The following is a 23,933-nucleotide window of genomic DNA, read 5'->3' on the forward strand; positions in this document are numbered from 1 at the left end:
GGCCGAGCAGCGGCTGCACAGGCCGAGGCCTCCTCGACGCCCACGGCCTCGCGCCGCCCGGCGCGTGATCAAGTCGTGTCGGGCACGACGGCGACCGGGCAGGCGGAGTGGTGCAGCACCGCGTGGGAGACGCGGCCGAGCTGGAGCCCGAAGGCGCCCTTGTGGCGTCGGGCTCCGACGACGAGCAGGTCGGCGGTGGCCGACGCGTCGAGAAGGATCTCACGGGCGGGCCCCTCAGCGATGCGCCGGTGCAGCCGCACGGACGGGTGTTCCTCGGCCACCTCGTTCAGGGCTGCCTCCAGCATCTCGGCGGCCCGCTCTTCGTGCGAGCGGGCGGGGTCGCCGGCCAGCAGGAGATGGTCGGTGGTCTCGTGCGAGGGGCACCGCCAGGCCCGTACGGCTTCGAGGACGGCTCCGCGTCGCTCCGCCTCGTCGAAGGCGAAACGCACAGCCGGCGAGCAGTGTGCCTCCTCGCCCACACCGAGCAGGACGCGCCCGTGCGTGGCGGGCTGTGTCTGCTCGTCCTGGCGGCCTCGCAGCACGATCACCGGGCAGGAGGCCTGCGCAGCCACGGTGAGGCTCACCGAACCGAGCAGGAACCCGGCGATGTCGCCGCGCCCGCGGTTCCCGACGACCAGTGCGCAGGCGCGTCGGCCCTCCCGCACCAGCGCGTGCTCCGGTTCCTCCGGTACCACCTCGGTGGACACTTTCAGGGTCGGTCGTCGGCTCTGCGCCCGTCGGGCGGCGCCGTCGACGATCTCGGCGGCCAGGACCGGCTCGGGCGTGCCGAGATCCTCCGCGGGCGCGGCGCTCTCGTACCACTCCCACAGCGAGGCATGCACGAGCCGCACGGCACGCCTCGCAGGACGGCCTCGTCGGCGGCCCAGTCGACGGCCCGCAGGCTGGGCTCGGAGCCGTCGACTCCGACGATCAGGGGGAGCTTCGCCTGTTCCAACCGTCCTCACCCTCCCATGCCGAGATCGAAGACGATCCGGGCCTTGATCTCGCCGCGCAGCACCGCGTCGATCGACTCGTTGACGGCGGCGAGCGGACGGGTCTCGTAGATGACCTCGGTGCGTCCCGCCGCGTGGAGCCGGAAGACCTCCGCGAGGTCCTGTCGCGTGCCGACGATCGAGCCGATCACCGAGGTGCCGTTCAGGACGGTGTCGAAGATCGGGACCTGGATCGTGCCGTGGGCCGGCAGGGCGACCATCACGAGCTTCCCCCCGCGCCGCAGCCCGGAGTTGACCGCGGCGAACGCCGCCTCGTTCACGGCGAGCGCGATGGCGGCATGCGCCCCGCCGTGCCGCTTGAGCACCTCGCCCACGTTCTCCTTGCGGGCGTCGATGACGAGGTCGGCGCCGAGCTCCCGGGCGAGTTCGAGCTTTTCGTCGGTGACGTCGATGGCCGCGACGGTGGCCCCGGCGATCCTCGCGTACTGCACGGCCAGGTGCCCGAGCCCGCCGATGCCGGAGATCGCCACCAGCTGGGTGGGATGAACGCCCGCGACCTTGAGCGCCTTGTACGTGGTCACGCCCGCACAGGTCAGCGGGGCGGCCTCGGCGGCGGTGATTTCGTCGGGGACCGGCTGCGCGAAGTCGGCCCAGGCGAGCATCTTCTCCGCGTACCCGCCGTCGCACCCGTAGCCGGTGTTGACCTGCTGCTCGCACAACGTCTCCCAGCCGGACAGGCAGTGCTCGCACCGCCCGCACGCCTTGCCCAGCCACGGCACCGCCACTCGCTGTCCGACGGACAGGTGGGTGACGCCGTCGCCGAGGGCCTCGACCAGGCCGACACCCTCGTGACCGGGGACGAACGGGGGGTTCGGCCTGACCGGCCAGTCGCCGTGCGCGGCGTGGATGTCGGTGTGGCACAGCCCGGACGCCTCCACCCGGACGCGGACCTGACCGGCGCCGGGCTCCGGGTCCGGGCGCTCCTCGATGACCAGGGGCTCCCCGAACGCTCGTACGACCGCTGCCTTCATGATCCCTGCTCTCCTCAGTGCCTCGGGCCGGTTGTCTCGGTCGCGTCAGTCGTGCGCGACGACGGCGACGGGCGCGGTGGCGTGGTGCAGGACGGCGTGGGTGACGGAGCCGATGTGGGTGCCGAACGCGCTGCGCCGGATCCGGCGGCCCACGACGACGAGGGAAGCCTCGCGGGCGGCGTCGACCAGGTGGTCTGCCGGGCTGCCGCAGCAGGACTCCTCGACGACCGCCACCTGGGGGAACTTCTCCTTCCACGGGCGCAGCACCGCGGTCAGCGCGGAGGCGTCCAGCCGGCCCAGCTCCACCCCGATCCCGGGAGCGGCAGGCAGGCTGGAGACGTAGTGGGGCGGCAGGTTCCAGCCGTGGACGACCCGCAGGGATGTCTGCCGACGGGCCGCTTCCTCGAAGGCGAAGCTGATCACGGCGTCGTCCGGCCTGGCGGTGTCGAGGCCGAGCACCACGGGCCGGAAGCCGGTCGCGGCGGAAGGGATGCCCGCCGGGTCCATCTCGTGCTCGTCGGCGGCCTGCTCCCAGGCCCGGACGAGGACCACGGGGCTCTCGGCGTGCGCGACGACGGCCTGACCGACGGAGCCGACCAGGAAGCCGCCGATGCCGCTCATCCCCCGGGAGCCGAGAACCAGCAGCTCGGCGTCCTTCGCCTCCGCCGCCAGTACGTCGCTCGCCCGGCCCGTGATCTGCTCGACGGTGACTTCGACGCCCGGATGACGCAGCCGGAGGCCGGCGGCCGCCTCCCGGGGAATCCGCTCGCTCCAGTGCGCTTGCGTCTCGGCCCCCAGCAGCGGCGCCTGCGCGATGGGCTCGGGGACCGGCTCCCAGACGTTGACGAGCCGCAGCGGCAGCTCACGCAGCTTCGCCTCGCGGGCGGCCCACTCGGCGGCGGCCAGGCTCTCGCGCGAGCCGTCGAGACCCACGGTGACAGTGCGGAACATGGTGCGTACCTCCTACGGGCGCTTCAAGCGCCATGGGTGGGGGAATCCGTTGTCAGCATCGCCGCCCGGGACGGCAGGCGGGGAGAGGCCGCTGGGTCCGCGGCAGAGGGCCGAACGGCCCCATCTGCGATCCTGCGGTCTTTCGGCCAAGTGCCGTCCGGGTCAGGCGCGTTCATGCGGGCCCTTCCTGATGGAACTGCCCTGCGTGGACGGCCGCCGCCCTGTGTGTCGGTGAGGACGGCGGCCGTTGCGCGAGTTCTCGCGTCCCCCCAGGCGTGAGGAATCGCGCCGGAACCTTGCGGCCTCTCGGGGCATGCGGGACATGCCTCACCGACGCGAGCCGCAAGGAACTGGCTCAACGACTCCTTTCCCACTCGCCCACGAGCTCCGCGCCGACGCGGGACGCCCACGCCTCGACGGCGGCGAAGTCCCGGAAGTCCCCTCCCTTGCCGGAGCGGAGGATCATCCGGGCGACCCATCCCTTCGCGCCTTCCTCCAGGCAGCCGCCGAAGGTGACGTGATCCCTGGCGTCCAGTCGGTCCATGGCCTTCCTCACGCCCGCCACGGGCGGGATGTCCCGCTCGGAGGCCGAGGCGTCGAGCGGGCCGCTGCTGAACAGCCACAGGGGCCGTTCGGCGAGGGCGCGGCGGTGGCGACGGACGAAACGGCGCGCGTCCTTGTGCCAGCGGCCGGTGTACAGTCCGCCGCCGACCACCACGGCGTCGTAGGGCGTCACGCTCGTCACGGACCGGGCCGGGCGGGCCTCGACCGCGAGTCCGTCCCTGCGCAGGACCTCGGCGACGGCTTCGGCGATCCGCGCGGTCGATCCGTTCGTCGTCCCGTAGGCGACCAGCACGCTGTCCGGCATGGTGGTCCGCCTCCTCTCACGTCGGTCTCAGTTCCTTCGCAGCCGGGCGTCGGCGACGCCGTGCTGCGCCGACTCCTCCGTCGCGCGCGTCGTCCAGCCGATGGGTGACGCCCTGTCGGGGACTCGGGACACCCTCACATCGTGAGCGACGTGACGACGCAGACCGTCGTCCTGCTCCGCTAGTGTGCTCGCGCAGCAGGACGCGTGTCCTGATGAGGCGCTCCGGCCGGCGGGATCGCTGGTTCCCGGCGATGCGGCCGAGGCGGGTTCCCGGCCTGCACGCGGGTGATCGGGAGGGGCTTGAGCCGGACGGGCGCGAGCTGAGGGACGTTCGGTCCGTCGGGCTTCGCCGCCGGCGGTGCCGGCTGCCATGCGGTGTCAGGTGTCGCGTCGGTGGCCTTCCTGCCTCAGCCGGTCCCGTGCCTCGGTGGCGATCACGGCGGCTTGGATGCGCCGCTCCACGCCCAGCTTGGCGAGGAGCCGGGAGATGTGGTTCTTCACCGTCTTCTCGGCCAGGTACAGGCGCCGGCCGATCTGGCGGTTGGTCAGCCCTTCGCCGATCAGCGCCAGGATCTCCCGCTCGCGGTCGGTCAGACCCGGCAGGGCGTCCGGTTCCTCTTCCTTCTGCTGTCCGCCGCGCAGCCGGGCCATCAGCTTGCCGGTGGCGCTGGGGTCGAGCAGGGACTGGCCCCGGGCAACCGTGCGGACGGCCGACACCAGGTCGGAGCCCTGGATCTGCTTCAGTACGTAGCCGGACGCCCCCGCCATGATCGAGTCCAGCAGCGCCTCCTCGTCGTCGAACGAGGTCAGCATCAGGCAGGCCAGATCCGGCATGCGCGAACGCAGCTCCCGGCACACCGTGACACCGTCGCCGTCCGGCAGACGCACGTCCAGGACCGCGACCTGCGGGCGCAGAGCGGGGACGCGGACGAGGGCCTGCTCCGCCGTTGCCGCCTCGCCGATCACGGTGATGTCCGGTTCGTCGTTCAGCAGGTCGTGCACCCCGCGCCGTACCACCTCGTGGTCGTCCAGCAGGAAGACCCGGATCGGGTTGTCGGGTCCGGGCTGCTCGCCGTCCGCCATCGAATGCTCCTGTTCCGCGTAGGCCGTTCCATGCCCATGCCATATGGCCGCGATGGGTCGCCTTTCGGGAGATCCTCCCCCGATCCGGGATCGTCTGCCCAGGGCCGATCGACCCTGTTTCCGGGTGCGCGCTGCCGCCGCCGGTCGAGGAACGGGAATGCCGGCCGGCAGCGGGTGACGGGGGCCCCACGGTCCCGGTTCCGGGGCCGGGTGGCCCTGGGGCCGGGACGGGTGCGCGCGTCAGGCTGGAGCCGCGGAAACGATCACAAGGAGTGAAACACATGACCGTCAGGGACACCGGCATCCGGCAGACGCCCGCCCCCGTGCGGGTGCGACGCACGGGCGGCGTGGACGACCAGGCGCTCGCCTACGTCCGCACCAAGGTCGACGCGGTCCTCGGCAGGTCGGGCCTTCCACCAGTCAGCGGCGAGGTGCGGATCGAGAAGGCCACGGCTCATCATGCCGGGCACCCGTGGACGGTCACGGCCGAGATCCGGGTCGGCCGCGACCTCGTGGTCGTCCACGCCGAGGAGGCCACCGCCCACGAGCTCGCGGACCGGCTGCAGCACCGGCTGCGGGGCCAGGTGGAGCGGGTCGCGCACCGCGGGGACGCGGCCCGCAAGTCGGCCACGCCGCCGCCCTGGCGCGGCGGCCCGGCGGACGGACGGCAGGAGTAGGGACCTGGAGCCGGGTGCGGGAGGGGTCTGCCTTCCCGCACCAGGCCCGAGGTCCTGGGAGAGAAGGAGAGCGGCGTGAAGACCCACACCGTCGGAGAAGTGATGACCCGTGAGGTCGTCCAGGCCAACCGGCAGACGACGTTCAAGGATCTCGTACGGCTCATGGACCGGCACCGGATCAGCGGACTGCCCGTCGTCGACGCGGACGACAAGGTGGTCGGGGTGATCTCGGCGACCGACCTCGTCCGCGGGCAGGCGTACCGCGCGGACCGGCGGATACGGCTGCCGGGCCTGCGTCGTCCGATGCGCGTGCCGGCGGACGGGGCACCGGGACTCGTCGCGGCGGAGCTGATGTCCTCACCAGCGGTCACGATGCATCCGGAGCAACTGGTTCCGGAGGCAGCCCGGATGATGGAGCGTCACCACATCGAGCGGCTTCCCGTCGTGGACGAGGAGGATCGCCTCATCGGCATCGCCACTCGCCGCGACCTCCTGCGTGTCTTCCTGCGCACGGACGAGGAGATCCGCAGGCAGGTGATCGACGACGTCCTGGTCGCCGCCCTCGGCCCGTCCTGCGAGGCGGTCACCGTGTTCGTCCGGGACGGCGTGGTCACGCTGAAGGGACGCCTGGAACGCCGGAGCGACATCCCCCCGGCGATCCGATCGGCCTGGCGGGTCGAAGGGGCCGTCGGAGTGGTCAACGGCCTGACCTTCAGCGTCGACGACGGCCGCCCGGCCGAGCCGCGCCCCGTGGGCCGACCCGTATGGCGTCCACGAGCGTCGCCCGGTTCAGCACGTTGACGTTCATGTGGAAGCCGCCGGAGGTCATGTAGGCGTCGAGGATGCCGGCCAGGTTCGCGGCACGCTGGGCCGGGTCGTGACCGAGGCCCTCAGGTGTGACGGTCGAGGTGGGGAAATGCCGTCGCGGGCGCACTCGTACGGGAGTTTCGCCACCGACAGCGCGGAGGCGACCATCCCGTGCCGGTCGCGGCCGTTCATCTTCAGCCGGCCCGCGCGGCCGCGTCGACCTCGTCCGCCTCGAAGGCGACCACCGCCCCGTCGACCGCATGGGGCAGTTCCCGAACCGCGCCGGTGCGCAGCAGGACCGCACCGTCGTCGTCCAGACAGACGTCGACCGGCAGGACCGCGGGCAGGGCCTGCCGGGTGTACACGATGCGGCCGACGGACATCTTCGCCGACAGGCCCAGACATTTCCTGCCGACCGAGTTCACGGAATCCATCGTCGGGATACACAGCCGGTCCGTCTCTCACGCAGGACGACGCTCGCCCTCCGTCGTCCGTCGCCTCGGCACCGGAGAGGAGGGGCCGGGAGTCCCGCTGTGTCCGAAAGCGGCCCATGCCGGGGTGCGCTCCGCCCTGGGGCGAAAGGCGCCGCCCGATCCCCAGCGGGCCGGCCGCCCACCGCATCTCCACGCCGAACCCCACCATCGGAGGACTGTGGGCACCGCACAGGGGCCGTCCGGGCTCTTGCCGGACCGGACGGCCCCTCCCTCGCGGCGCGACGCGGTACAACGATGAGAAGGAGCCGAAAGGCCTGGACCGTGCGAGGGTCCACAGGTGAACAACGGAGGTGCGCGCCCATGCCACGACCCATCGTCGCCGGAGTCGACGGATCCGCTGAGAGCCTTGCCGCCGCCGCATGGGCAGCCCGCGAAGCGGTGGGTCGCGGCCTGTCGCTGCATCTCCTCCATGCCTCGAACTGGAGCCCGCCCAGCACCCGCTCCGCCGCGGGCGAAGCCGTACGCCGACATGCCGCACGGCGGGTCCTGCACGAGGCCGGGGAGCACATCGCGCGAACCTGCCCCCGAGCCCTCGTCACCGACGTACAGGTGAACGGTCCCGCGAGCACCGCACTGCTGCACGCTGCGGACCGGGCCGAGATGCTGGTGCTCGGCTCCCGTGGCCTGAGCGGCTTGACCGGGTTCCTCGTCGGCTCGGTCGCCCAGACGGTCGTGGCGCGGGCCGGCCGCCCCGTCGTCCTCGTCCGCGCGGGTGAGAGACAGGAGGGCGAGCCCCTGCCGGACCATGCGGGCAATGCGCCGACGCGTATGCCGTACCGTGAGGTCGTCCTCGGTCTCGATCTCGGCGATCCGTGTGACGAGGTGATCGGGTTCGCCTTCGAGGCGGCCCGGATGCGTGGGGCGACCTTGCACGCCGTGTCCGCCCGGGCCGATCCCTCGCCCCTCTCGCTCGGTTCGGGTGAGATCGGGCTCCTGGACGCCCCCCGGCTCGACGAGGAGTGGCACGGGTTCCTCATGGCCGTGCTCCAGCCCTGGCGGGAGAAGTTTCCCGAGGTCGAGGTCTCGGAGACGGTCACGGAGGGGAAGGCGGGCATCCGCCTGGTGCACGCCTCCTCCGGTGCGAGTCTGCTCGTCGTCGGCCGCCGTATCAGCGACGCGGCGTTCGGCTTGCGCACCGGCCCCGTCGCCCACACGGTGATCCACCAAGCGAACTGCCCCGTCGCCGTCGTGGCCCACGGCTGAGGGCCTCCGGACCATCCCCGGCGGCTCAGCTCAGACCGGGTGCGGCGCCCTCAGGGCGGCGATCCGGCCGAGCGCGCTGCCGGCGCCGGTGGCCGTGACCACGACACGTCCCCGGCCGCGGACGACGATCGTGCCCGCCGACACCGCACCGCGCGACGCGTCCTGGTCAGGGGCTTTCTCCACCGGCACGGACTCACCTGTCAGCGAGGACTCGTCCGCCAGCAGCGACGCCGCGGCCAGCACGTCTGCGTCCGCGGGAACGATGTCCCCTTCGGCCAGGAGCACCAGGTCGCCCGGCACCACTCGGCGGCCGGAACGGAGCGTTCCTCGCCGTCCCGCACCACCCTGGCGGCGGGGGCGCTCATCGCGGACAGAGCCATCACCGCCTGCTCCGCCCGTACTTCCTGGACGACACCGACCACGGTGTTCACGGTGATCACGAGCAGGATGACGGCGGCGTCGGAGAGATCGCCGGTGGCGACCGTCAGGGCGGCGGCCGCGAGCAGGACGAGGATCAGCGGGTCGCGCAGCTGTTGCAGTACCCGATGCCACACCGGGATCCGTGGCTCCGCCGGGATCTCGTTGGACCATGGAACTCCAGCCGCCGCGCGGCCTCGTCCGACGACAGGCCCGACGGACCCGCCCGGGGGATCGCTCTCGGGGGGCCGCCGACGTCCGCGTCGGGCGTCCTGCGGCCCCTGCGCCGGTTCACGAGGCCCGTCCGTGGTCGGCGGCGTAGGCCGCGAAAACGTCCGTGGGTGTTCCTCCCGTGTGGAGGAAGCGCTGATCAAGGATGGTGGCGAGATCTTTGAGCGCATCGGCGAGCACGTCACCCGCCAGTCGCACCTCCGACCGCCCGGCTGCCTGTCCGCGCTCGGCGAGCGTGGCGGCGCTGCCGACCATGGCCGCCAGCGAGGAGTTGTCCTCTCCGTCATGGAAGTAGTACGCCTCGGCGTACTGGGTGAAGTCGACGCGGACCCGTACGACATCGATGGCCAGACTGTGCAGCAGCATGGCCCCGGCCGTGCAGTCGATCTGCCGCTGCGTCGGATCCACGTCGCGCAGCAGCGCCAGCCGAATGGCCAGGACCCTTCTGCGGGTCAGCGCCGGGTAGATCTCCAGCACCCAGGAGACCGTGGCTGTCAGCAGGGCGAACCCGACGAGCGCCTCCAAGGGCGACACCACGCGGAGCCACCCCTCACCGGGGGCGATGTCTCCCAGCCCGAGCGTCGCGACCGTGACGAGCGACAGGTACAGGGAGTCGAGCAGCGCCGATTCCTGCGCGGCCTCGGAACCCGGCGAGAAGGTGAACGCCCCAGGCATGTGCGGCCAGTAGACGATCGCCCAGCCAAGGATGACGGTGCCGGCCCACATGCACACGACCGCCACCATGGCGAGCGGTCCGACGAGCCCGACCACACGCCTGCGGGCACGGAAACGCCGGGCCAGTCCCCACAGCGCCGTCATGACGAGGCGACTCAGGCCGCCGTGGCGGGTGGGGTGCCAGAGCGTATGGAACAGGTCTCGCAGGGTGACCATGACAAGACCCGCGCCCACCAGTGAGACCAACCACTCCATGCGCGTCTCCCACGGCTCTGATCCCCGAAGCCGAACCCCGCTCTGGGAGCGTAGGCCGAAGGCAACACCGCCGCAGGCCGAATCACCACGCCCACAGGCCACATCCCACCGGATCAGCTCGTCGGCAGCACCAGCGTGCATGTCTCCCCCGGCGCGACGGTCACGGCCCGGTCAGCCAGCACCACACGGATCGGCGACTCCTCCGAGTCGGGCACATCGATCTCCAGTTGCCCGCTCCGGCGCCGTAGGCCGACACCCCAGTGACCGCGATAGCGCAACGAGAGCCCGTACTCGGAGAGCGCCGGAAGAGGCACCGGGTCCAGCCACAGGGCGTCCTCGCGTGTCTCCAGTCCCGTCAGGCCGCGCTGGATCAGGTCGAGGGTTCCGGCCATGGCCCCGAGGTGGATGCCTTCGCCGGTCGTGCCTCCCTGGATGTCGGCGATGTCGGCCTCCAGGGCCTCGTGGACGTAACTCCACGCCTCGGCCCGTCTGGCCCTGGCGAGGACCAAGCCGTGGACGAGTCCGCTGAGGGTGGAGCCGTGACTGGTGCGGTGCAGGTAGTAGTCGACGGTCCGGCGCCAGATGTCGTCGTCCAGGCGGTACCCGAGGCGCCGGAACAGGTGCTGCAGCTCGGCGGGCGAGAAGAGGCAGCCGAGCATGAGGACGTCGGCCTGCTTGGACGCCTTGTAGCGGTTGACCGAATCGCCTTCGGCCTCCAGGATCCGGTCCAGTCGGCGGATGTCGTCGTAACGGGCCCGGTAGGCGTCCCAGTCCAGCTCGGCGAGGTCGTCGTAGCCCTCGAACTGGCTGATGACACCCCGGTGGAAGGGCACCCGCAACCGCCGGGAGACATCCTCCCACTTGGGAAGTTCGCCGCCGTCCAGCCGGACACGATCGAACAGGTCCTCCCGGCGCCACGCGGGAAGGCGCCGCACGAGGTCCAGGGCGCGGACGAGAACCCAGGCGGCGGTGACGTTGGTGTACGTGTTGTCGTCCAGTCCCGGCAGGGCGGCACCCGGATAGCTGTCGTGATATTCGTCGGGGCCGACGACGCCGCGGATTTGGTAGCGGCCCGTGCCGGGGTCGAAGTCGGCGATGTCCGCCCAGAAGCGGGCGATCTGCAACAGCATCTCCGCACCCCTGGTGTGCAGGTACTCGGTGTCGCCGGTGGCCTCGCAGTACTGCCACACGTTGTAGGCGATGGCCGTGCCCACGTGGTGCTGGAGCCGGGAGTGGTCCGGCAACCAACGCCCCGAGCGGGGATTGAGATGCCACTCCTGAGTCTCCTCACGGCCGTCACTGCCGCTCTGCCACGGGTACATCGCCCCGGCCCGGCCGGCCGCGGCCGCAGCCTGGCAGGCCCGCGGCAGGCGCCGGTACCGGTAGTTCAGAAGCGCCCGGGAGACTTCCGGGAAGTGCAGGTCGAGATACGGCAGGACGAACAGCTCGTCCCAGAAGACATGGCCCCGGTACGCCTCGCCGTGCAGCCCCCGGGCCGGCACCCCCACGTCCAGCTCCGCGGTGTGCGGCGACAACGTCTGCAGCACATGGAACAGATGCAGGCGCAGAACGCGGCCCGCATCGCCGGGCACCTGGATGTCCGCGCGCCGCCACAACCGCGCCCACGCCGCGACGTGGGAGTCCAGCAGCTCCGAGAATCCGAGAGCCGCGCTCACCCGGTCGAGCGCCGCTTCGAGCGGGTCGCTGATCGCCCTGTCACGTGAGGTGTGCAGGGCCACGGTCTTCTCCACGACGGCGGGGCGGCCCGGAGCGATCGGCAGCACCAGCCGGTGCACGGCGCGGCGACGGGAGGGACGCAGCTCCGACGATGTCGGCCGCTGTCCTGGGGCGACTGTACGGGCCGCCATACCGACGCCGACATAGGAGGTGCTGGTGCGGCACCGCAGCCACGTCGTGTCGTCCTTCACGGTCCCGGTCCGTACATGGGCCAAGTGGTTGCGGTTGAGGGACCGGTAGCGGTGCACGTTGCTGTTGATGACGTCGCCGTCGAGGACGGACTCGACCTCGATCTCGCCCGACCACTCCTCGGTGGTGAACACGGTCCGCATCGCGGCCAGGTGAGGATCCGCCATGTGCACAAGGCGGACCTGTTCCACACTCAGCGCACCCGCCTTGCCGTCCCGGAACCAGAACGTGCGCGTCAGCGTGGCACGGCGCAGGTCCAAGGAGTGCCGGTGGTCGAACGGGAGACGCACGTCGGGAGAGAACCACGGGCCCGCCGTGCCGTCGGCGGAGCGGAGACGGAACCGCAGGAGCAGCCAGTTCGGGAGGTTCACCACGTCCTCGTTCACCACCTGGCGTCCCGCCACGGTGGACTCCAGGCGGTTGTAGACCCCGGCCGCGTAAGTGGCTGGGTAGTGCACCAGGCCCGCTCTGCACTCGGGCACCGCGCCGCGGGTGGCGAAGTAGCCGTTGCCGAGGGTGCACAGCGATTCACGCAACCGCTCGGCGGCAGGGTCGTAGCCCTCGTATTCCCATATCCACTCCGACATCCGCCGGCCTCCCCCTCTCCCGTCACCGCACGTGCTGCGGGACAACGGCTGCGGCCGAGCTCTCGGCGGCGTCGCCGACTCCGAGCACCACCCGGCCGAAGGAGCCCTGCCGGTTCCGCTCTCCGCCGCGGACCACGATGACCGGGCAGACGGCGCGAGCGGCCACCGCGAGGCTGACCGACCCCAGCAGCATCCCGACGAGTTCACCGCGGCGGCGGGACCCCGTGACCAGGGCGAAGGATTCATGGCCCGAGTGCGGCAACACGGCCACAGCGTCGTCGGGCAGCACCTCGCTCGACACCTTCAGCTCCGGTTTGCGGAGTTGGGCTCGTTCCGCGCCGGACGCGGCGATGTGCTCCGCCAGGATCTCTTCGGCCGGGCGGTCGGTGGTGAAGGACGGGCGGCTTCCCTCGTACCGCTCCCACAGGGAGGCGTGGACGAGTCGCAACGGAAGCCCGTGGCGTGCCGCCTCGTCCGCCGCCCAGTCCACGGCCTGCAGGCTGGATTCCGATCCGTCGGCACCCACGGCAGGCGGGAGCTCCACTGTCCCCACCGCCTTCCTGTCCGGCAACCGCGAGACCTCCTGTGACCACCGTCGCACCGCCCTGGGCCCGTCGCGACATCTGGAACGGCTGCGTGACACGCGGATCGGCTGGGGACCACACCTCGGCCCCTTCCGCGGACTGGAGGAACTGCACACCCGCATGGACCGGTTGATGGAGTCGGCCTTCCCCGGTTGGCGGTGAATTGGGAGTGGCTGGGCGTGGGCGAGGGCGAGCTCGGAATCCACGGTGAGATCAAGGAGAAGGAACGCACGGGTGTGGTTCGGCGGCAGACCCGTCATGTCAGGCAGTTCGACCATCGCACGAGTCTGCCGCCGAACGCGGACACCGCACGTCAGCGCTGAACTGGCCAACGGCGTGCTCACCGTGCCGTTCCTGGTGAAGACAACCGGTGGTGGCAGGGCGGTCGGTTGTCTGACGGGCCATGGCCATGCACGTCAGGTGCTTCGCCCGGTGTTGTGGATCCAGCCCTTGGGGCGGTTCGTGGCGGTAGTCCATCCCGTCAGGGCACTTCGCCCGCGCCGTGGGGTGCGTACAGGTCGAGCAGGCGCACCCGGGCGGATCTGAGCCGACGCGCGAGCACGCCGAGGACGTAGGTGCACGGCCGAACAGGCACCCGAGGAGCCGGTGGAGAACCTGCTCCACCATGTCACCCGTTCCTCGGCGGAGGCGGCGAGCCGACCATGGGCACCGACCCCGCCACAGATCATGCTGATGCATCTCCATTGTTGTTGCAACCTCTTAGCAATAGAGGCATAGGCTGTCCCCGGACGATCACTCACCCGGAAAGGGGACGTGCCTGATGGGCACCTACGCGCTTCCCGACCTGCCTTACGACTACGCCGCGCTGGAGCCGGCCATCACCGGGCAGATCCTGGAACTGCACCACGCCAAACACCACGCCGCCTACGTCAAGGGCGCCAACGACACCCTCGAACAGATCGCCGAGATCCGCGACAAGGACCAGATCACGCCCACCGGCCTGATCGGCCTGGAGAAGACCTTCGCCTTCAACCTCTCCGGCCACGTCCTGCACTCGATCTTCTGGCAGAACCTCTCACCCGACGGCGGTGACCGCCCCGACGGCGCCCTCGCCGACGCCATCGACGAACACCTCGGCGGCTTCGAAGCGTTCAAGAAGCAGCTCACCGTCGCAACCGCGTCCGTCCAGGGTTCCGGCTGGGGCGTGCTCGCCTGGGAGCCGCTCGGCAAGCGCCTGACAGTGGAGCAGGTCTACGACCATCACGGCAACGTCGGCCAGGGCACCACCCCACTGCTGGTCTTCGACGCCTGGGAACACGCCTACTACCTGCAGTACAAGAACGTCCGCCCCGATTACGTCACCAAGCTCTGGGACCTGGTCAACTGGGAAGACGTCGCCGACCGGTTCGCCGCAGCGACCAGCGCCTGACCCAGCACCACCACCGAGCCACCAGCGGGTCGGGAAGCGTTGAGGCTCCCCGGCCCGCTCTGCGTCGTCACCGGTTTTCAGGCCGCCCCAGATCCGAGGTCGAGAAACAGGCACTGATGCCCACGAACGCCGTGCAGTTGGCCAGAGTGCGACCGAGGAGGGGGAGCAGGCGGTCCCAGTGAAGCTGTAGTCCGGCGGGGTGGAAAGCGTCGGTGTCGGCCATGGTGAAGCCGTGGACGGTGTCGGGGTAGATCTCAGAGGTGTAGTCGACACCTGCGGCGTCCAGAGCCTGGTTGAGTTCGGCGAGGACCTCGGGCGTGAGGTCGGTTTCGGCGTGGCCGAAGTGAGCCTGGGCGGTGAGGCGGCGCAGGCTGTCGGGCCCGGCGGCGCCCACGGGGGCATGGAATCCGGCGACGGCGGCCACCTGGCCGGGGTGGGCCACGGCGGTGCGCACCGCAAGGAGGCCGCCTATGCAGTAGCCGGTCACCGCTACGGGTCCGACGCTGACCTCGTTTTGGGTGGTGAGGAACCCGAGGAAGGCGTCGGCGTCGCGCAGGGTCCGTTCGATGGTGTGCGCCTCGATCAGGGGAATCACCTGACCCATGACCGCAGTCCGGGCCCCTTCTCCGATGTGCTCGGGAAGTTCGACCACAGGTGCCGGGCCGTGCCGGTAGAAGAAATTGGGGACGAGCACGTAGTAACCATGGCCGGCCAGTTCGCGGGCCATCTCCCGCAGCACGGGCCGGATGCCGAAGCCGTCCGCGTACATCAGCACGCCGGGGTGCCGCTCGCCGTCGTCGGGGAAGGCGGCGAAGGCATCGGCCTGGCCGTCCGCAGTGGGAATCTGCAGCATCGTGGTGGGCATGAACTCTCCTGTCGTGGTTGATGTGTCCTGTGATCAACACGACGGAGGCGGCGCCCGCGCAGCAGCGCACATTCCTCGATCGAACAGCGGGCTCGCACTGGCCCGCACGGCGCTCAGAAGAGCACCGGGTCACCGATCCGTGTGTGGCGCAATGCCGTCCCGGTAGTCATCCCCACAACCTAGTCCACCGAAGAAAGCCGACGCCAGGCCCCCAGCCCACAGCGTGGTTCGCGAGAATGATCTCGGCCGGCCCGGCCCGACCACGCCCCGCTCCTCTGGGCTGTTGCCCAGCTGCTGATCTGTACCGGAGCCGTGGCCGCCGTCGGCCTGTGGTGGTCCGACACCACCTCCCTGGTCGGACTCTCCGGGCGGCTGACCAACGCCGGCCGGGTCCACGGGTCGCTCTTCAGCCTGCGTTCAGGTGCCCCTGCCCGGTAAGGGCTGGGTGGCCCAGGTCCTGGGCCGTCCGGCCCCAGACCGCCTCACCGAGGAGAGCGATGATGGACGTGAAGGCAATGAGTCCCCGGGAGCCCGTCCAGCGCCCGGTCACCGACAGGCCGAAGCAGGTGAGTGACGATGATGTTCTGGTACGCCCACGACATGAGCGGGTGGGGCTGGTTCGGGATGTCGATCGGCATGGTCGTGTTCTGGGCGCTGGTGGTCACAGCCCTCGTGCTGGGTCTCCGCGCCGTCAACCGCCCCTACGAACGCACTCACACCTCCGCCGCAGCCACACCGCAGCAGATTCTCGCCGAACGCTTCGCCCGCGGTGAGATCGACGAAGAGGAGTACCAGCACCGCCTCACCGCGCTGCACACCGGCCCTCTCACCAACACCTGAACGGGTCGTGCTCAGGCAGCGGGCCCTCGTCCCGGTCGTCGCGGTGTCCTCACCGCCTCGCCGTTCGAGACGCCCGACCGGGAAGGGTGGGCCGGCTGGTCCGGATCGCCGTCGAAGAGGGTGGTACGGCCCGCACGGGCCTGGGGACCGGTGTATGTGGCGAGCACTGTCACACGAGACGACCGAGCAGAAGATTCCCGCGGCATTCCGGTAGCCGGCCCCGGACGGCCCGGAGCCACAGGTCACTGCTTCTGGGAACGTACGATCACGACCGGGCAGCTCGCATGTTGCGACACATGCTGGCTGACAGAGCCGAGCAGCGCACGCGCGAACCCGCCCCTGCCCCGGCTGCCGACCACCAGGACCTCGGCTCCTGCGGCGGCCCGCAACAGAACATCGGCGGCGTTGCCGTGCACCACATGGGTCCGCACCGAGCCGGCAGTTTCCGCACCGAGCACGTCGGCCAGCTCCTGAGTCATCTTCTGACGGGTCTCGTCCTCGTCGACCTGCGGGTCGACAGCAGGACCGGACCAGCCGTACAGGCCCGGCAGCTCCCACACCGCGACGGCCTCCACCCTGCCCCCGACCTGGCCGGCATAGCGCACCGCCCAGCGCAAAGCCTCGTACGAGGACTGCGACCCGTCGACACCGACCACCACCCGTGGCTCCGAGACATCCGTGTCCATGCGTCCCACTCTCCTTCGGTGTCTGTGCCCGCAGGGCAGGCCCGTCCCTTCTCTCCCACGCTGCGGGACCCATCGCCACATCGCCACAGATGGGCATCCGGCGGCATGACGGACGACGGGGGCCGTGAGCGCCCTTGGACCGTGTCCTAGGTGGTGAGGCGCACACATCGCGCGGGCCTCGGTGATGTCGATGCAGTGGGCGGCACGCGCCTCGTTCACGATCGTCTCGTCCAGACCGGCTTCGCGGCGGCGGCCGCGCTGGACGAGGCACTACAGCCCCCTGCGGCGGGAACGCCCGGCCGGTGTTCTGACACCCCGTCGCCGAGCGGACGCGGTCACCTTCCGGTGGGCGTCGTTAGGCTGTTCGCCGACTTCTGACGGGGTGTCCGTCGCGGCGGACGTCGTTTCGTTGAGCTGCGCGAACGGCCGTGCGCAGGGGGGTTCTGAGTCTGGGCGGGTGACACGTCGGGGCATGCGTCATGTTGCGGAGGTGACGGAGGGTCTGTTGCCTCGTCAGTGGCGTACAACAGAGGCGCCGCCAGACAGGCCGGACGCTGCTTCACTGGAGGGTTCCCTTGCGTAAGACACACTTTGGCGTTGGTATCGGCCTGGTCGTCGGTGCCCTGGCTCTGCAGATGCCCGTAGCCGCCGCCGACGACTCGGGGCTCGACATCCGCTCGCGCAGCGGCTCGTCCGGCTCCACGGTCACGGTCAGCACCACGGCCTGCGGCGAGGACGTGACCTACGGCAAGGGCGAGTCGGAGGTGGCGGGTTCGTTCCACCTGTTCGAGGGCGAGAGCAAGGGGGTGCTCACCGGGAAGTTCACGGTGCCCGAGGGCACGGCGCCCGACAGCGACACCGTCACCGTCAAGTGCCCCCCGCGAACCAAGATCACGGACACCTACGACCTCTCGGGCCGCCGGCCCGACGGCGCGGTGGAGGCGGGGTTCGGGGACGCACAGGGGTCGACCGGTCAGCTCGCCCTGGGCGGGGCGCTGGTCGCCGCCGCTGCCGCCGGATGGACGGTGAGGGCGCGTCGCCGCTCGAACGCGGGCCGGGCCTGAGCACAGGGGCGCCGCCGCACGGACCCCGGCACCGGCTCGACGCCGGGGCCGGGGCCCGCACGCGAACGAATCCCGCTCCGCCTCCCGACTCTCGCCCGCCACACAGCAAGAGGCTCATCCGCGATGGCACCCGGGCATGACTCCGGCACCACCCCGCCGACGTACGTCCCTTCGGTCAGGCTGCTGACCTGGACGCTGTTGAGCGGTGTCCTGCTGGTCACGGGCGCGCTGCACGAGGGCGCTCCGCCGCCGCAGCCGTCGCCGGGCCAGGCCTTCCCCGCCCCGGCGGGCCCGGCGGGGAAGGCCGGCCCGCCGACCTCACCGGGCTCGTCGACGTCGGCCGGCTCGCAGGGGTCACAGGGCTCGGCCGGGTCGCCCGGCCCGACAGGGGCACCGGGGTCGCCCGGCTCCGCGTCCGGCGGTGGCTCGTCCGCGGCACACTCCGGCGTCCAGCCGTTGCCCCGCTCAGCGCCGCTCCGGCTGCGAATCCCCGCCATCGGCGTGGACGCCCCCCTGACCAGGCTCGACCTCGACGCGTCCGGGGCGCTGATCCCGCCGCCCGGCGACCGGCCCGACCTCGCCGGCTGGTACGCCGACGGCACCGCTCCCGGCTCCACGGGGACCGCCGTCACCGCGGGGCACGTGGACCTGCGCGGAGGCGGACGCGGCGTCTTCTACGCGCTCGGCGCGCTGTCCAAGGGCAATACCGTCGAGGTCGACCGGGCGGACCGGCGCACGGCCGTCTTCACCGTCGACGCGGTGGAGGTCTACGACAAGCGGAAGTTCCCCAGCGAGAAGGTGTACGGCAGCTCCGGCCGTCCCGAACTGCGGGTCATCACCTGCGGCGGCGGCTATGCCGCGACCACCGGCTACCGGGGCAACGTCGTGGTGTACGCGACGCTCACGGCGGTGAGGTAGGCCGACGGCCGGGCCCGCGAGGCCAAGGGCTGTCCCGTGATCCCTGGCGGGCGTGCGACGACAGCTACCGCACCTGACGCCGCACGCTGATCCACCAGGGATCACGGGACAGCCCTCAGGAATCCGCCCGGAGCTCCCGAAGGGCCTGCAGGACGGACCATGCGACGGCGACCAGCGGCACGGCGACGACCGCGCCCACCACGCCCGCCGCCACCGCTCCGCCCACGACCGACAACGCCACCACCACCGGGTGCAGCCGGACGGCCCAGCTCATCACGACGGGGTGCAGCACATGCCCCTCGATCTGCCCGATCACCACGATGAGGACGACGACCAGCAGCGCGGTGAGCGCGCCCTTGGACGCCAGCGCGACCACGGCGGCGACCGCGAGGGCGATCGGGGAGCCGATCAGCGGGATGAAGGCGGCGAAGAACTCCAGCAGCGCCAGCGGCACCGCGAGCGGCACACGCAGCACGGACAGGGCGATGCCGACGAGCACCGCGTTGGTGGCGGCCACCAGCAGGATGCCGTGGGTGTAGCCGGTGAAGGTCCGCCACGCGGCTCCGCCCGCGACCGAGACCCGCTCGCGGGCGGCGGAGGGGAGCTGGGCGCAGAACCAGCGCCACTGCCGGTCGCCGGAGTGGGTGAAGAACACCGAGCAGAACACCGCGAGGGCCAGCACCGTCAGCACTTCGAGGAGCCGGCTCGCCCCGCTGAGCGCCGTGCTGATGACGGTGGAGCGGTGGCTCGACAGCAGTCTGCCGAGGCGGGACTGGACGTCGTCGAGCGCGCCCGGGTCGAGCCGGAACGGCGGCTGCTCCAACCGGTGTTCGATCCGGTCGATACCGGAGACGAACTCCTTCTCCAGCCCGGCCCGTTGTCCCGCGACCGTTTCGCCGACCAGGGCCAGCACGCCGAGGACGAGGGCGATGCCGGCGACGAGCGCGACGGCGACGGCGAGCGGGCGGGGCAGGACGCGGGCGAGGAGACCGGTTACGGGGCGCAGGACGGCGGTGACGACGAGTCCGAGGAAGACGGCGACGGCGACGCGGTGGAACTGCCCCAGCACGGAGAAGACCGCCTGCACGACGACGCCGACGACCAGGAGACGCCAGGCGTAGGCGGCGGCGAGGCGCAGCAGGCCCGGCACCCGGGGCCGGGCGGCGCCCGATCCGCTCGTGCCGCCGCCTGTGCGCCCGGTCGGCGGCACGGGCGGATCGGAGTGTGTGGACATCCCCATGCACGTACCACCGGCCGCCCGGGGCGTCGCCGGTCGGGCGCGTGATTCGCCCGAAGGGCTCCCTGACGGCCCCCGGCGGCCGGACGGACCGGTGGCGCGGCCGGGGGCGAGCCCGCCGCCGGACGTTCATCGCGCTCGGGGCCCTCAGAGCGCCTGAAACAAGGCCTCTAGGACGGGCGTCCGCCGAACTGCCAGTTGTGCACCTCGACGTCGGCGTACCGGTCCGGGGTCAGGACGGCGCGGGCCGCATCGGGGTCCGGCGCGCGGACCAGCGCGGCCGTGCCCAGCCAGCCGGCGCCGTCGTCGGACAGCAGCGGCCCGTACGCGATCAGCTCGTCCTGCTCCGCCGGCACGGCGAGGTCGACGGCCTCGCCCGCGCCGAGGCCGAGCACCAGGAACCGGTCACCACCGCTGCGGCCCCCGGGGAAGTCCCACATGGTGCGCCCCAGCAGGTTGCGCCACCGTCGCAGCAGCACGTCACGGTAGACGCCGGCCTGGTAGTTGGGTTCGTCGAAGGCGAACGCTCGGGCAGCGGCGGTGTCGGGCAGATCGAGGATGTGCACGCTCCCGGTGGGCGTGTCACCGTCGTCCGCGAACGTCGGCCCTCGAGCGATCATCTCCTTCGCGTACCGGTCCATGTAGGACCAGTGCGCTTCCAGCAGTTCGTCGCGCAGCGGCAGGGAGCCGGGGCGGTCGCGGTGGTGGCAGAGGAACTCCATGCCCCGAGGATCTCGTCGACGGGGTGAGCGGGTCGAGCGGGTTTCCGGATCTCGACTGCCCGAATGCTTCATGACGACCGGCTGGGTGTGGTTCGCTGCCGGGGTGACTCAGGAATTGGAGACCGTCGCGTTCGAATCCGCCGGGGCGTTCCGGGCTTGGCTCGGTGAGAACCACGCCGTCTCACCGGGCATCTGGCTCAAGCTTCGCAAGAAGGGGCCCGGAATCGTCGCACTGGACTACGCCCAGGCGCTCGACGAGGCACTCTGTTACGGGTGGATCGACGGCCAGAAGGCCAAGCTCGACGACCAGTGGTGGCTCCAGCGGTTCACCCCGCGCACACCGCGCAGCAAGTGGTCCAAGATCAACCGGGACAAGGCGAACGCCCTGATCGAGCAGGGCCGGATGCGTCCGCCGGGGCAGGCCGAGGTCGACCGCGCCAAGGCGGACGGCCGCTGGGAGGCGGCCTACGACGGCGCGAGGACCGCCACCGTACCGGACGACCTCGCGGCCGCCCTGGCCGCCGACCCGGCCGCGGCTCGGTTCTTCGAGACACTGGACCGGCAGAACCGCTACGCGATCCTGTACCGGGTCCAGGACGCCAAGAGGGCCGAGACCCGGGCGCGCCGGATCGAGAAGTACGTGGCGATGCTGGCGAAGGGCGAGAAGCCGTACGCGCAGTGACGGGGGTGGGGGCGTGGTGGACGGGTGGGAGTGGGACGAGACGTTGTTCTCGGGCTCGGCGGCCTACTACGCGCGAGGGCGGCTGCCGTACGCGCCCGGGCTGGTGGACGTGCTGACCGAGGCGCTGGGGCTGGGCGGGAGGGGGCGCCTGCTGGACGTGGGGTGCGGGCCGGGCACGCTCGCCCTGCCCCTGGCCCACCGGTTCGGCGAGGTCGTCGGCGTGGATCCGGACGGCGGGATGATCGCCGAGGCGGAGCGCGGGGCAGCCGGGGCGGGTGTGGCCGGCAAGGCGAGGTGGGTGCGGGCCCGGGCCGAGCAACTCCCCGCGGGGCTGGGAGAGTTCACCGTCGCCGTGTTCGGTCAGTCGTTCCACTGGATGGACCGTGACCTGGTGGCCGCGACGGTCAGGGACATGCTCGTACCCGGTGGGGCGCTGGTGCACGTCTCCGACCTGAAGGCGGAGACCAGGAGCGTCGACGGCCTGCCGTGGCCGGAGGTGCCGTACCCGGGCATGGAGGAGCTGGTCAAGCGGTACCTGGGGCCCGTCCGGCGCGCGGGCCGGGGCGTGCTGCCGCACGGAACGCCGGGCGGCGAGGCGGCCGTCCTCGCCGGGGCCGGATTCCACGGCCCCGAGCGTCACGTGGTCCCCGGCGGACAGGTGTGGGACCGCACGGTCGACGACGTCGTCGCCGGGATGTTCTCGATGTCGTACGCGGCCCCGCACCTCTTCGGCCCCCGCCGCGACGCCTTCGAGACGGACCTGCGCCGCCTGCTGCGCCGAGCCTCCCCGACCGGCCGCTTCAGCGAACGCCTGCCCGGCACGGAGGTGTTCGTGTGGTGGAAGCAACCCCGCCCCTGAGTGCTCGCTCCGGCCGGAGACAGCGGTGCGGTGAGCCGCTGCCGGCCGGGGGCCGGATGCTCGGCGCGCCCGTTCGGGTGCGGTCGGCTCGCGGGCGGGGGGCGGGTGCGGTCAGGTGGTCACGGATGCGTGCCGACGGCCGGTGTCCGGGCGACGCGTGCTCCCAGCCGCGGCCCGCCGAGGCGGCGTCGGCGCGCCCGGCCGTGAAAGGACGTGGCATGCGTAGGACCGGTCCGATATCCGGCCGTCGACGGAGGTACGCCGCGGTCGCCGCCGTGGCGCTGGTCTGCTCGACGGCACTGAGCGTGTCCCCTCTCGCCGCTGCCGGCGGAGGCCCCTCCCCCGCGCCGGCGTTGGACTGGAAGCCGTGCCCGAAGGACGCGCGGTACGACTGCGCCACGGCGACGGTGCCCCTGGACTGGGCGGACCCCGGCGGGCGGACGATCCGGCTGGCCGTGGTGAAGCGGAAGGCGACCGGCCCCGGGCGGCGCGTCGGCACGCTCTTCTTCAACCCCGGCGGTCCCGGCGGGCCGGGGACGGTCCAGATGCCGCAGAACTACGCGACGTTCCCGCGCGAGGTCCGCGAGCGGTTCGACATCGTCAGCTGGGACCCGCGAGGCGTCGGCAACAGCACGGCGGTCGACTGCTTCGCGAGCCCTGAGGAGTCCGAGGCGTGGGTCGCGAGCCGTCCGGCCGGCTTCCCGGTGGGCGAACGGGAGCGCGCCGAATGGATCGACGCCTACCGGGAGTTGGGCAGGGCCTGCGAGCGGCGTGACCCGGAGCTGCTGCGCCATGTTTCGACGGCCGACACCGCGCGCGACCTCGACTGGCTCCGCCGCGCGGTGGGCGAGCCACGCCTCACCTACCTCGGGATCTCCTACGGCACGATCCTCGGCGCCACCTACGCCGGCCTCTTCCCGGACACCGTGCGCGCCCTGGTGTTCGACAGCAACATCGCGCCGTCGGCGTGGACGGGTGACCGGCCCGGACAGGACCGGCTCCCCACCTTCCTGCGTATGGGCTCGGACGGCACGGCGGCCGCGACCCTGGAGCGGTTCCTGTCCCTGTGCGGGTCCACGACGGTCGCGCGCTGCGCTTTCTCGGCCGGCGGTCCGCGGGCCACCCGGGAGAAGTTCGAAGAGCTGACGCGGCGGCTGAGGGAGCGTCCGGTGGGGGCGTGGACCTACGCCCGTACCGTGGCGGACACGGTGAACAGCCTGTACGTCGTCCATCCCGGCTGGACGGAACTGGCAGCCCGGCTCCAGCAGTTGTGGCTGGGGCGAGCGCCTGGGACGTCCTCCGCGGTCGCGCCCGCCCCGGTCCCGGTGCCGTACACGGGCGACGAGCAGGCCGCCGCCGTGTTCTGCGGCGACAGTCCCAATCCCCGTGATCCCGGCGTCTATCACGCGGCGGAGGAGGCCGCCGCCGCACGGCACGGCGACACCGCGCGCTACTGGACGTGGGCCGCGGAGCCGTGCGCCACCTGGCCGGTGAAGGGCGCCGACCGGTACCTCGGCCCGTGGAACAAGCCGACGCCCCCCGTGCTGGTGATCGGCACGGTCTACGACCCGTCCACCCCGTACGAGGACGCGCGGGCGATGGCCGCGGAACTGGCCGACGCCCGGCTGCTCACCCACCGGGGTTACGGGCACACGGCGCTGATCAACCCCAGCGGGTGTGTGCAGGACCACGTGAGCCGTTATCTCCTCGACGGCGTCCTCCCGCCGCCGGGAGCGTCCTGCGAGCCCGGTCTGCCGCCGTTCCCGACGCCCGAGCCGCGGGGCGGCATCGCCACCGGAGGGGGCGGCACGGCGGGCGCCGTGAGGCAGGCGCCGTGACACGGCCGGCGTGACGAGCCGGCGGCCCCTCGGCGTCAGCAGGAGCTGCCGCAGGACGACGAACTGCCGCACGACGACGAGCTCCCGCAC

At 71.8% G+C, this 23,933-nt stretch carries 22 protein-coding genes and 4 pseudogenes; 10 read left to right on the plus strand and 16 right to left on the minus strand.

The window, feature by feature from the left end; genetic code table 11:
- Positions 1-68: 68 nt before the first annotated feature.
- The 5 genes and pseudogenes from ACIRS4_RS01070 to ACIRS4_RS01090 form a co-directional block, all read right to left on the minus strand.
- A pseudogene (locus ACIRS4_RS01070) lies at positions 69-955 on the minus strand (universal stress protein).
- 6 nt (positions 956-961) lie between these two features.
- On the minus strand, positions 962-1,984 hold the full coding sequence (locus ACIRS4_RS01075; protein WP_404188115.1) for a zinc-dependent alcohol dehydrogenase: 1,023 nt from the start codon (positions 1,982-1,984) through the stop codon (positions 962-964).
- Positions 1,985-2,029: 45 nt separating this feature from the next.
- Positions 2,030-2,935 carry a universal stress protein gene (locus ACIRS4_RS01080; protein ID WP_404188118.1) on the minus strand — a complete coding sequence of 302 codons (906 nt, stop codon included), beginning with the start codon at positions 2,933-2,935 and terminating at the stop codon, positions 2,030-2,032.
- A 355-nt stretch (positions 2,936-3,290) separates the two neighbouring features.
- A complete protein-coding gene (locus ACIRS4_RS01085; protein WP_404188121.1) occupies positions 3,291-3,803 on the minus strand; it encodes a flavodoxin domain-containing protein in 513 nt (170 codons plus the stop codon).
- 378 nt (positions 3,804-4,181) lie between these two features.
- Positions 4,182-4,886, minus strand: a complete 705-nt coding sequence (locus tag ACIRS4_RS01090) for a response regulator (protein ID WP_404188123.1) — start codon at positions 4,884-4,886, stop codon at positions 4,182-4,184.
- Between the two features lie 281 nt (positions 4,887-5,167).
- Between ACIRS4_RS01090 and ACIRS4_RS01095 the strand changes: the two genes are divergently transcribed.
- Together ACIRS4_RS01095 and ACIRS4_RS01100 are read left to right on the plus strand one after the other, a co-directional pair.
- The gene (locus ACIRS4_RS01095) at positions 5,168-5,563 is read left to right on the plus strand and encodes a hypothetical protein (protein WP_404188126.1); all 396 of its coding nucleotides are present in this window, start codon (positions 5,168-5,170) and stop codon (positions 5,561-5,563) included.
- A 75-nt stretch (positions 5,564-5,638) separates the two neighbouring features.
- Positions 5,639-6,364, plus strand: coding sequence for a CBS domain-containing protein (locus ACIRS4_RS01100; RefSeq protein ID WP_404188129.1), 726 nt, complete (start codon positions 5,639-5,641; stop codon positions 6,362-6,364).
- Here the strand turns inward: ACIRS4_RS01100 and ACIRS4_RS01105 are convergent.
- Together ACIRS4_RS01105 and ACIRS4_RS01110 are read right to left on the minus strand one after the other, a co-directional pair.
- Positions 6,327-6,646, minus strand: a pseudogene (locus ACIRS4_RS01105) (glycine radical domain-containing protein); the annotation flags it as partial. The gene ACIRS4_RS01100 and the pseudogene ACIRS4_RS01105 sit on opposite strands and share 38 nt — an antisense overlap.
- A pseudogene (locus tag ACIRS4_RS01110) lies at positions 6,568-6,817 on the minus strand (pyridoxamine 5'-phosphate oxidase family protein); the annotation flags it as partial. The pseudogenes ACIRS4_RS01110 and ACIRS4_RS01105, both read right to left, overlap by 79 nt.
- Before the next feature lie 347 nt (positions 6,818-7,164).
- Between ACIRS4_RS01110 and ACIRS4_RS01115 the strand changes: the two are divergent.
- Positions 7,165-8,067 carry a universal stress protein gene (locus tag ACIRS4_RS01115; RefSeq protein ID WP_404188132.1) on the plus strand — a complete coding sequence of 301 codons (903 nt, stop codon included), beginning with the start codon at positions 7,165-7,167 and terminating at the stop codon, positions 8,065-8,067.
- 30 nt (positions 8,068-8,097) lie between these two features.
- On the opposite strand, the gene ACIRS4_RS01120 is transcribed toward ACIRS4_RS01115, so the two are convergent.
- The 5 genes and pseudogenes from ACIRS4_RS01120 to ACIRS4_RS01140 form a co-directional block, all read right to left on the minus strand.
- Positions 8,098-8,370 (minus strand): hypothetical protein, encoded by a 273-nt coding sequence (locus ACIRS4_RS01120; protein WP_404188135.1) that lies wholly within the window; start codon positions 8,368-8,370, stop codon positions 8,098-8,100.
- On the minus strand, positions 8,268-8,621 hold the full coding sequence (locus tag ACIRS4_RS01125) for a hypothetical protein (protein ID WP_404188138.1): 354 nt from the start codon (positions 8,619-8,621) through the stop codon (positions 8,268-8,270). The genes ACIRS4_RS01120 and ACIRS4_RS01125 overlap by 103 nt, the downstream gene beginning before the upstream one ends.
- A 154-nt stretch (positions 8,622-8,775) precedes the next feature.
- Positions 8,776-9,645 carry a potassium channel family protein gene (locus ACIRS4_RS01130; protein ID WP_404188141.1) on the minus strand — a complete coding sequence of 290 codons (870 nt, stop codon included), beginning with the start codon at positions 9,643-9,645 and terminating at the stop codon, positions 8,776-8,778.
- Between the two features lie 113 nt (positions 9,646-9,758).
- Positions 9,759-12,158 carry a glycoside hydrolase family 65 protein gene (locus tag ACIRS4_RS01135; protein WP_404188144.1) on the minus strand — a complete coding sequence of 800 codons (2,400 nt, stop codon included), beginning with the start codon at positions 12,156-12,158 and terminating at the stop codon, positions 9,759-9,761.
- 49 nt (positions 12,159-12,207) lie between these two features.
- Positions 12,208-12,702, minus strand: a pseudogene (locus tag ACIRS4_RS01140) (universal stress protein); the annotation flags it as partial.
- Positions 12,703-13,523: 821 nt separating this feature from the next.
- Between ACIRS4_RS01140 and ACIRS4_RS01145 the strand changes: the two are divergent.
- Positions 13,524-14,132: a superoxide dismutase gene (locus ACIRS4_RS01145; RefSeq protein ID WP_404188147.1), complete on the plus strand. Its 609-nt coding sequence runs from the start codon at positions 13,524-13,526 to the stop codon at positions 14,130-14,132.
- A 67-nt stretch (positions 14,133-14,199) separates the two neighbouring features.
- Here ACIRS4_RS01145 and ACIRS4_RS01150 read toward each other — a convergent pair whose 3' ends face one another.
- A complete protein-coding gene (locus tag ACIRS4_RS01150; protein ID WP_404188150.1) occupies positions 14,200-14,997 on the minus strand; it encodes a dienelactone hydrolase family protein in 798 nt (265 codons plus the stop codon).
- Between the two features lie 576 nt (positions 14,998-15,573).
- Here ACIRS4_RS01150 and ACIRS4_RS01155 point away from each other — a divergent pair.
- A complete protein-coding gene (locus tag ACIRS4_RS01155; protein WP_404188153.1) occupies positions 15,574-15,837 on the plus strand; it encodes an SHOCT domain-containing protein in 264 nt (87 codons plus the stop codon).
- Positions 15,838-16,079: 242 nt separating this feature from the next.
- Here the strand turns inward: ACIRS4_RS01155 and ACIRS4_RS01160 are convergent, their stop codons facing one another.
- Positions 16,080-16,523 carry a universal stress protein gene (locus tag ACIRS4_RS01160; protein WP_404188156.1) on the minus strand — a complete coding sequence of 148 codons (444 nt, stop codon included), beginning with the start codon at positions 16,521-16,523 and terminating at the stop codon, positions 16,080-16,082.
- A gap of 635 nt (positions 16,524-17,158) precedes the next feature.
- Here ACIRS4_RS01160 and ACIRS4_RS01165 point away from each other — a divergent pair.
- Positions 17,159-17,587, plus strand: a complete 429-nt coding sequence (locus ACIRS4_RS01165) for a sortase (protein ID WP_404188159.1) — start codon at positions 17,159-17,161, stop codon at positions 17,585-17,587.
- A gap of 123 nt (positions 17,588-17,710) precedes the next feature.
- Entirely contained in the window at positions 17,711-18,505 is a 795-nt protein-coding gene (locus ACIRS4_RS01170) for a class F sortase (RefSeq protein WP_404188162.1), read from the plus strand.
- A gap of 115 nt (positions 18,506-18,620) precedes the next feature.
- Here ACIRS4_RS01170 and ACIRS4_RS01175 read toward each other — a convergent pair whose 3' ends face one another.
- Both ACIRS4_RS01175 and ACIRS4_RS01180 read right to left on the minus strand, forming a co-directional pair.
- Positions 18,621-19,745, minus strand: coding sequence for an AI-2E family transporter (locus tag ACIRS4_RS01175; protein ID WP_404188165.1), 1,125 nt, complete (start codon positions 19,743-19,745; stop codon positions 18,621-18,623).
- A gap of 167 nt (positions 19,746-19,912) precedes the next feature.
- Positions 19,913-20,464 (minus strand): YciI family protein, encoded by a 552-nt coding sequence (locus tag ACIRS4_RS01180; RefSeq protein ID WP_404188168.1) that lies wholly within the window; start codon positions 20,462-20,464, stop codon positions 19,913-19,915.
- 70 nt (positions 20,465-20,534) lie between these two features.
- Here ACIRS4_RS01180 and ACIRS4_RS01185 point away from each other — a divergent pair, with 70 nt between their 5' ends.
- From ACIRS4_RS01185 to ACIRS4_RS01195, 3 genes are all read left to right on the plus strand, one after another.
- Entirely contained in the window at positions 20,535-21,146 is a 612-nt protein-coding gene (locus ACIRS4_RS01185; protein WP_404188172.1) for a YdeI family protein, read from the plus strand.
- 13 nt (positions 21,147-21,159) lie between these two features.
- Positions 21,160-22,005: a class I SAM-dependent methyltransferase gene (locus ACIRS4_RS01190; protein WP_404188175.1), complete on the plus strand. Its 846-nt coding sequence runs from the start codon at positions 21,160-21,162 to the stop codon at positions 22,003-22,005.
- Between the two features lie 218 nt (positions 22,006-22,223).
- Positions 22,224-23,843 (plus strand): alpha/beta hydrolase, encoded by a 1,620-nt coding sequence (locus tag ACIRS4_RS01195; protein ID WP_404188177.1) that lies wholly within the window; start codon positions 22,224-22,226, stop codon positions 23,841-23,843.
- Positions 23,844-23,933 lie beyond the last annotated feature (90 nt).

It is taken from the genome of Streptomyces sp. NPDC101166, assembly GCF_044768125.1.
Classification (GTDB): domain Bacteria; phylum Actinomycetota; class Actinomycetes; order Streptomycetales; family Streptomycetaceae; genus Streptomyces.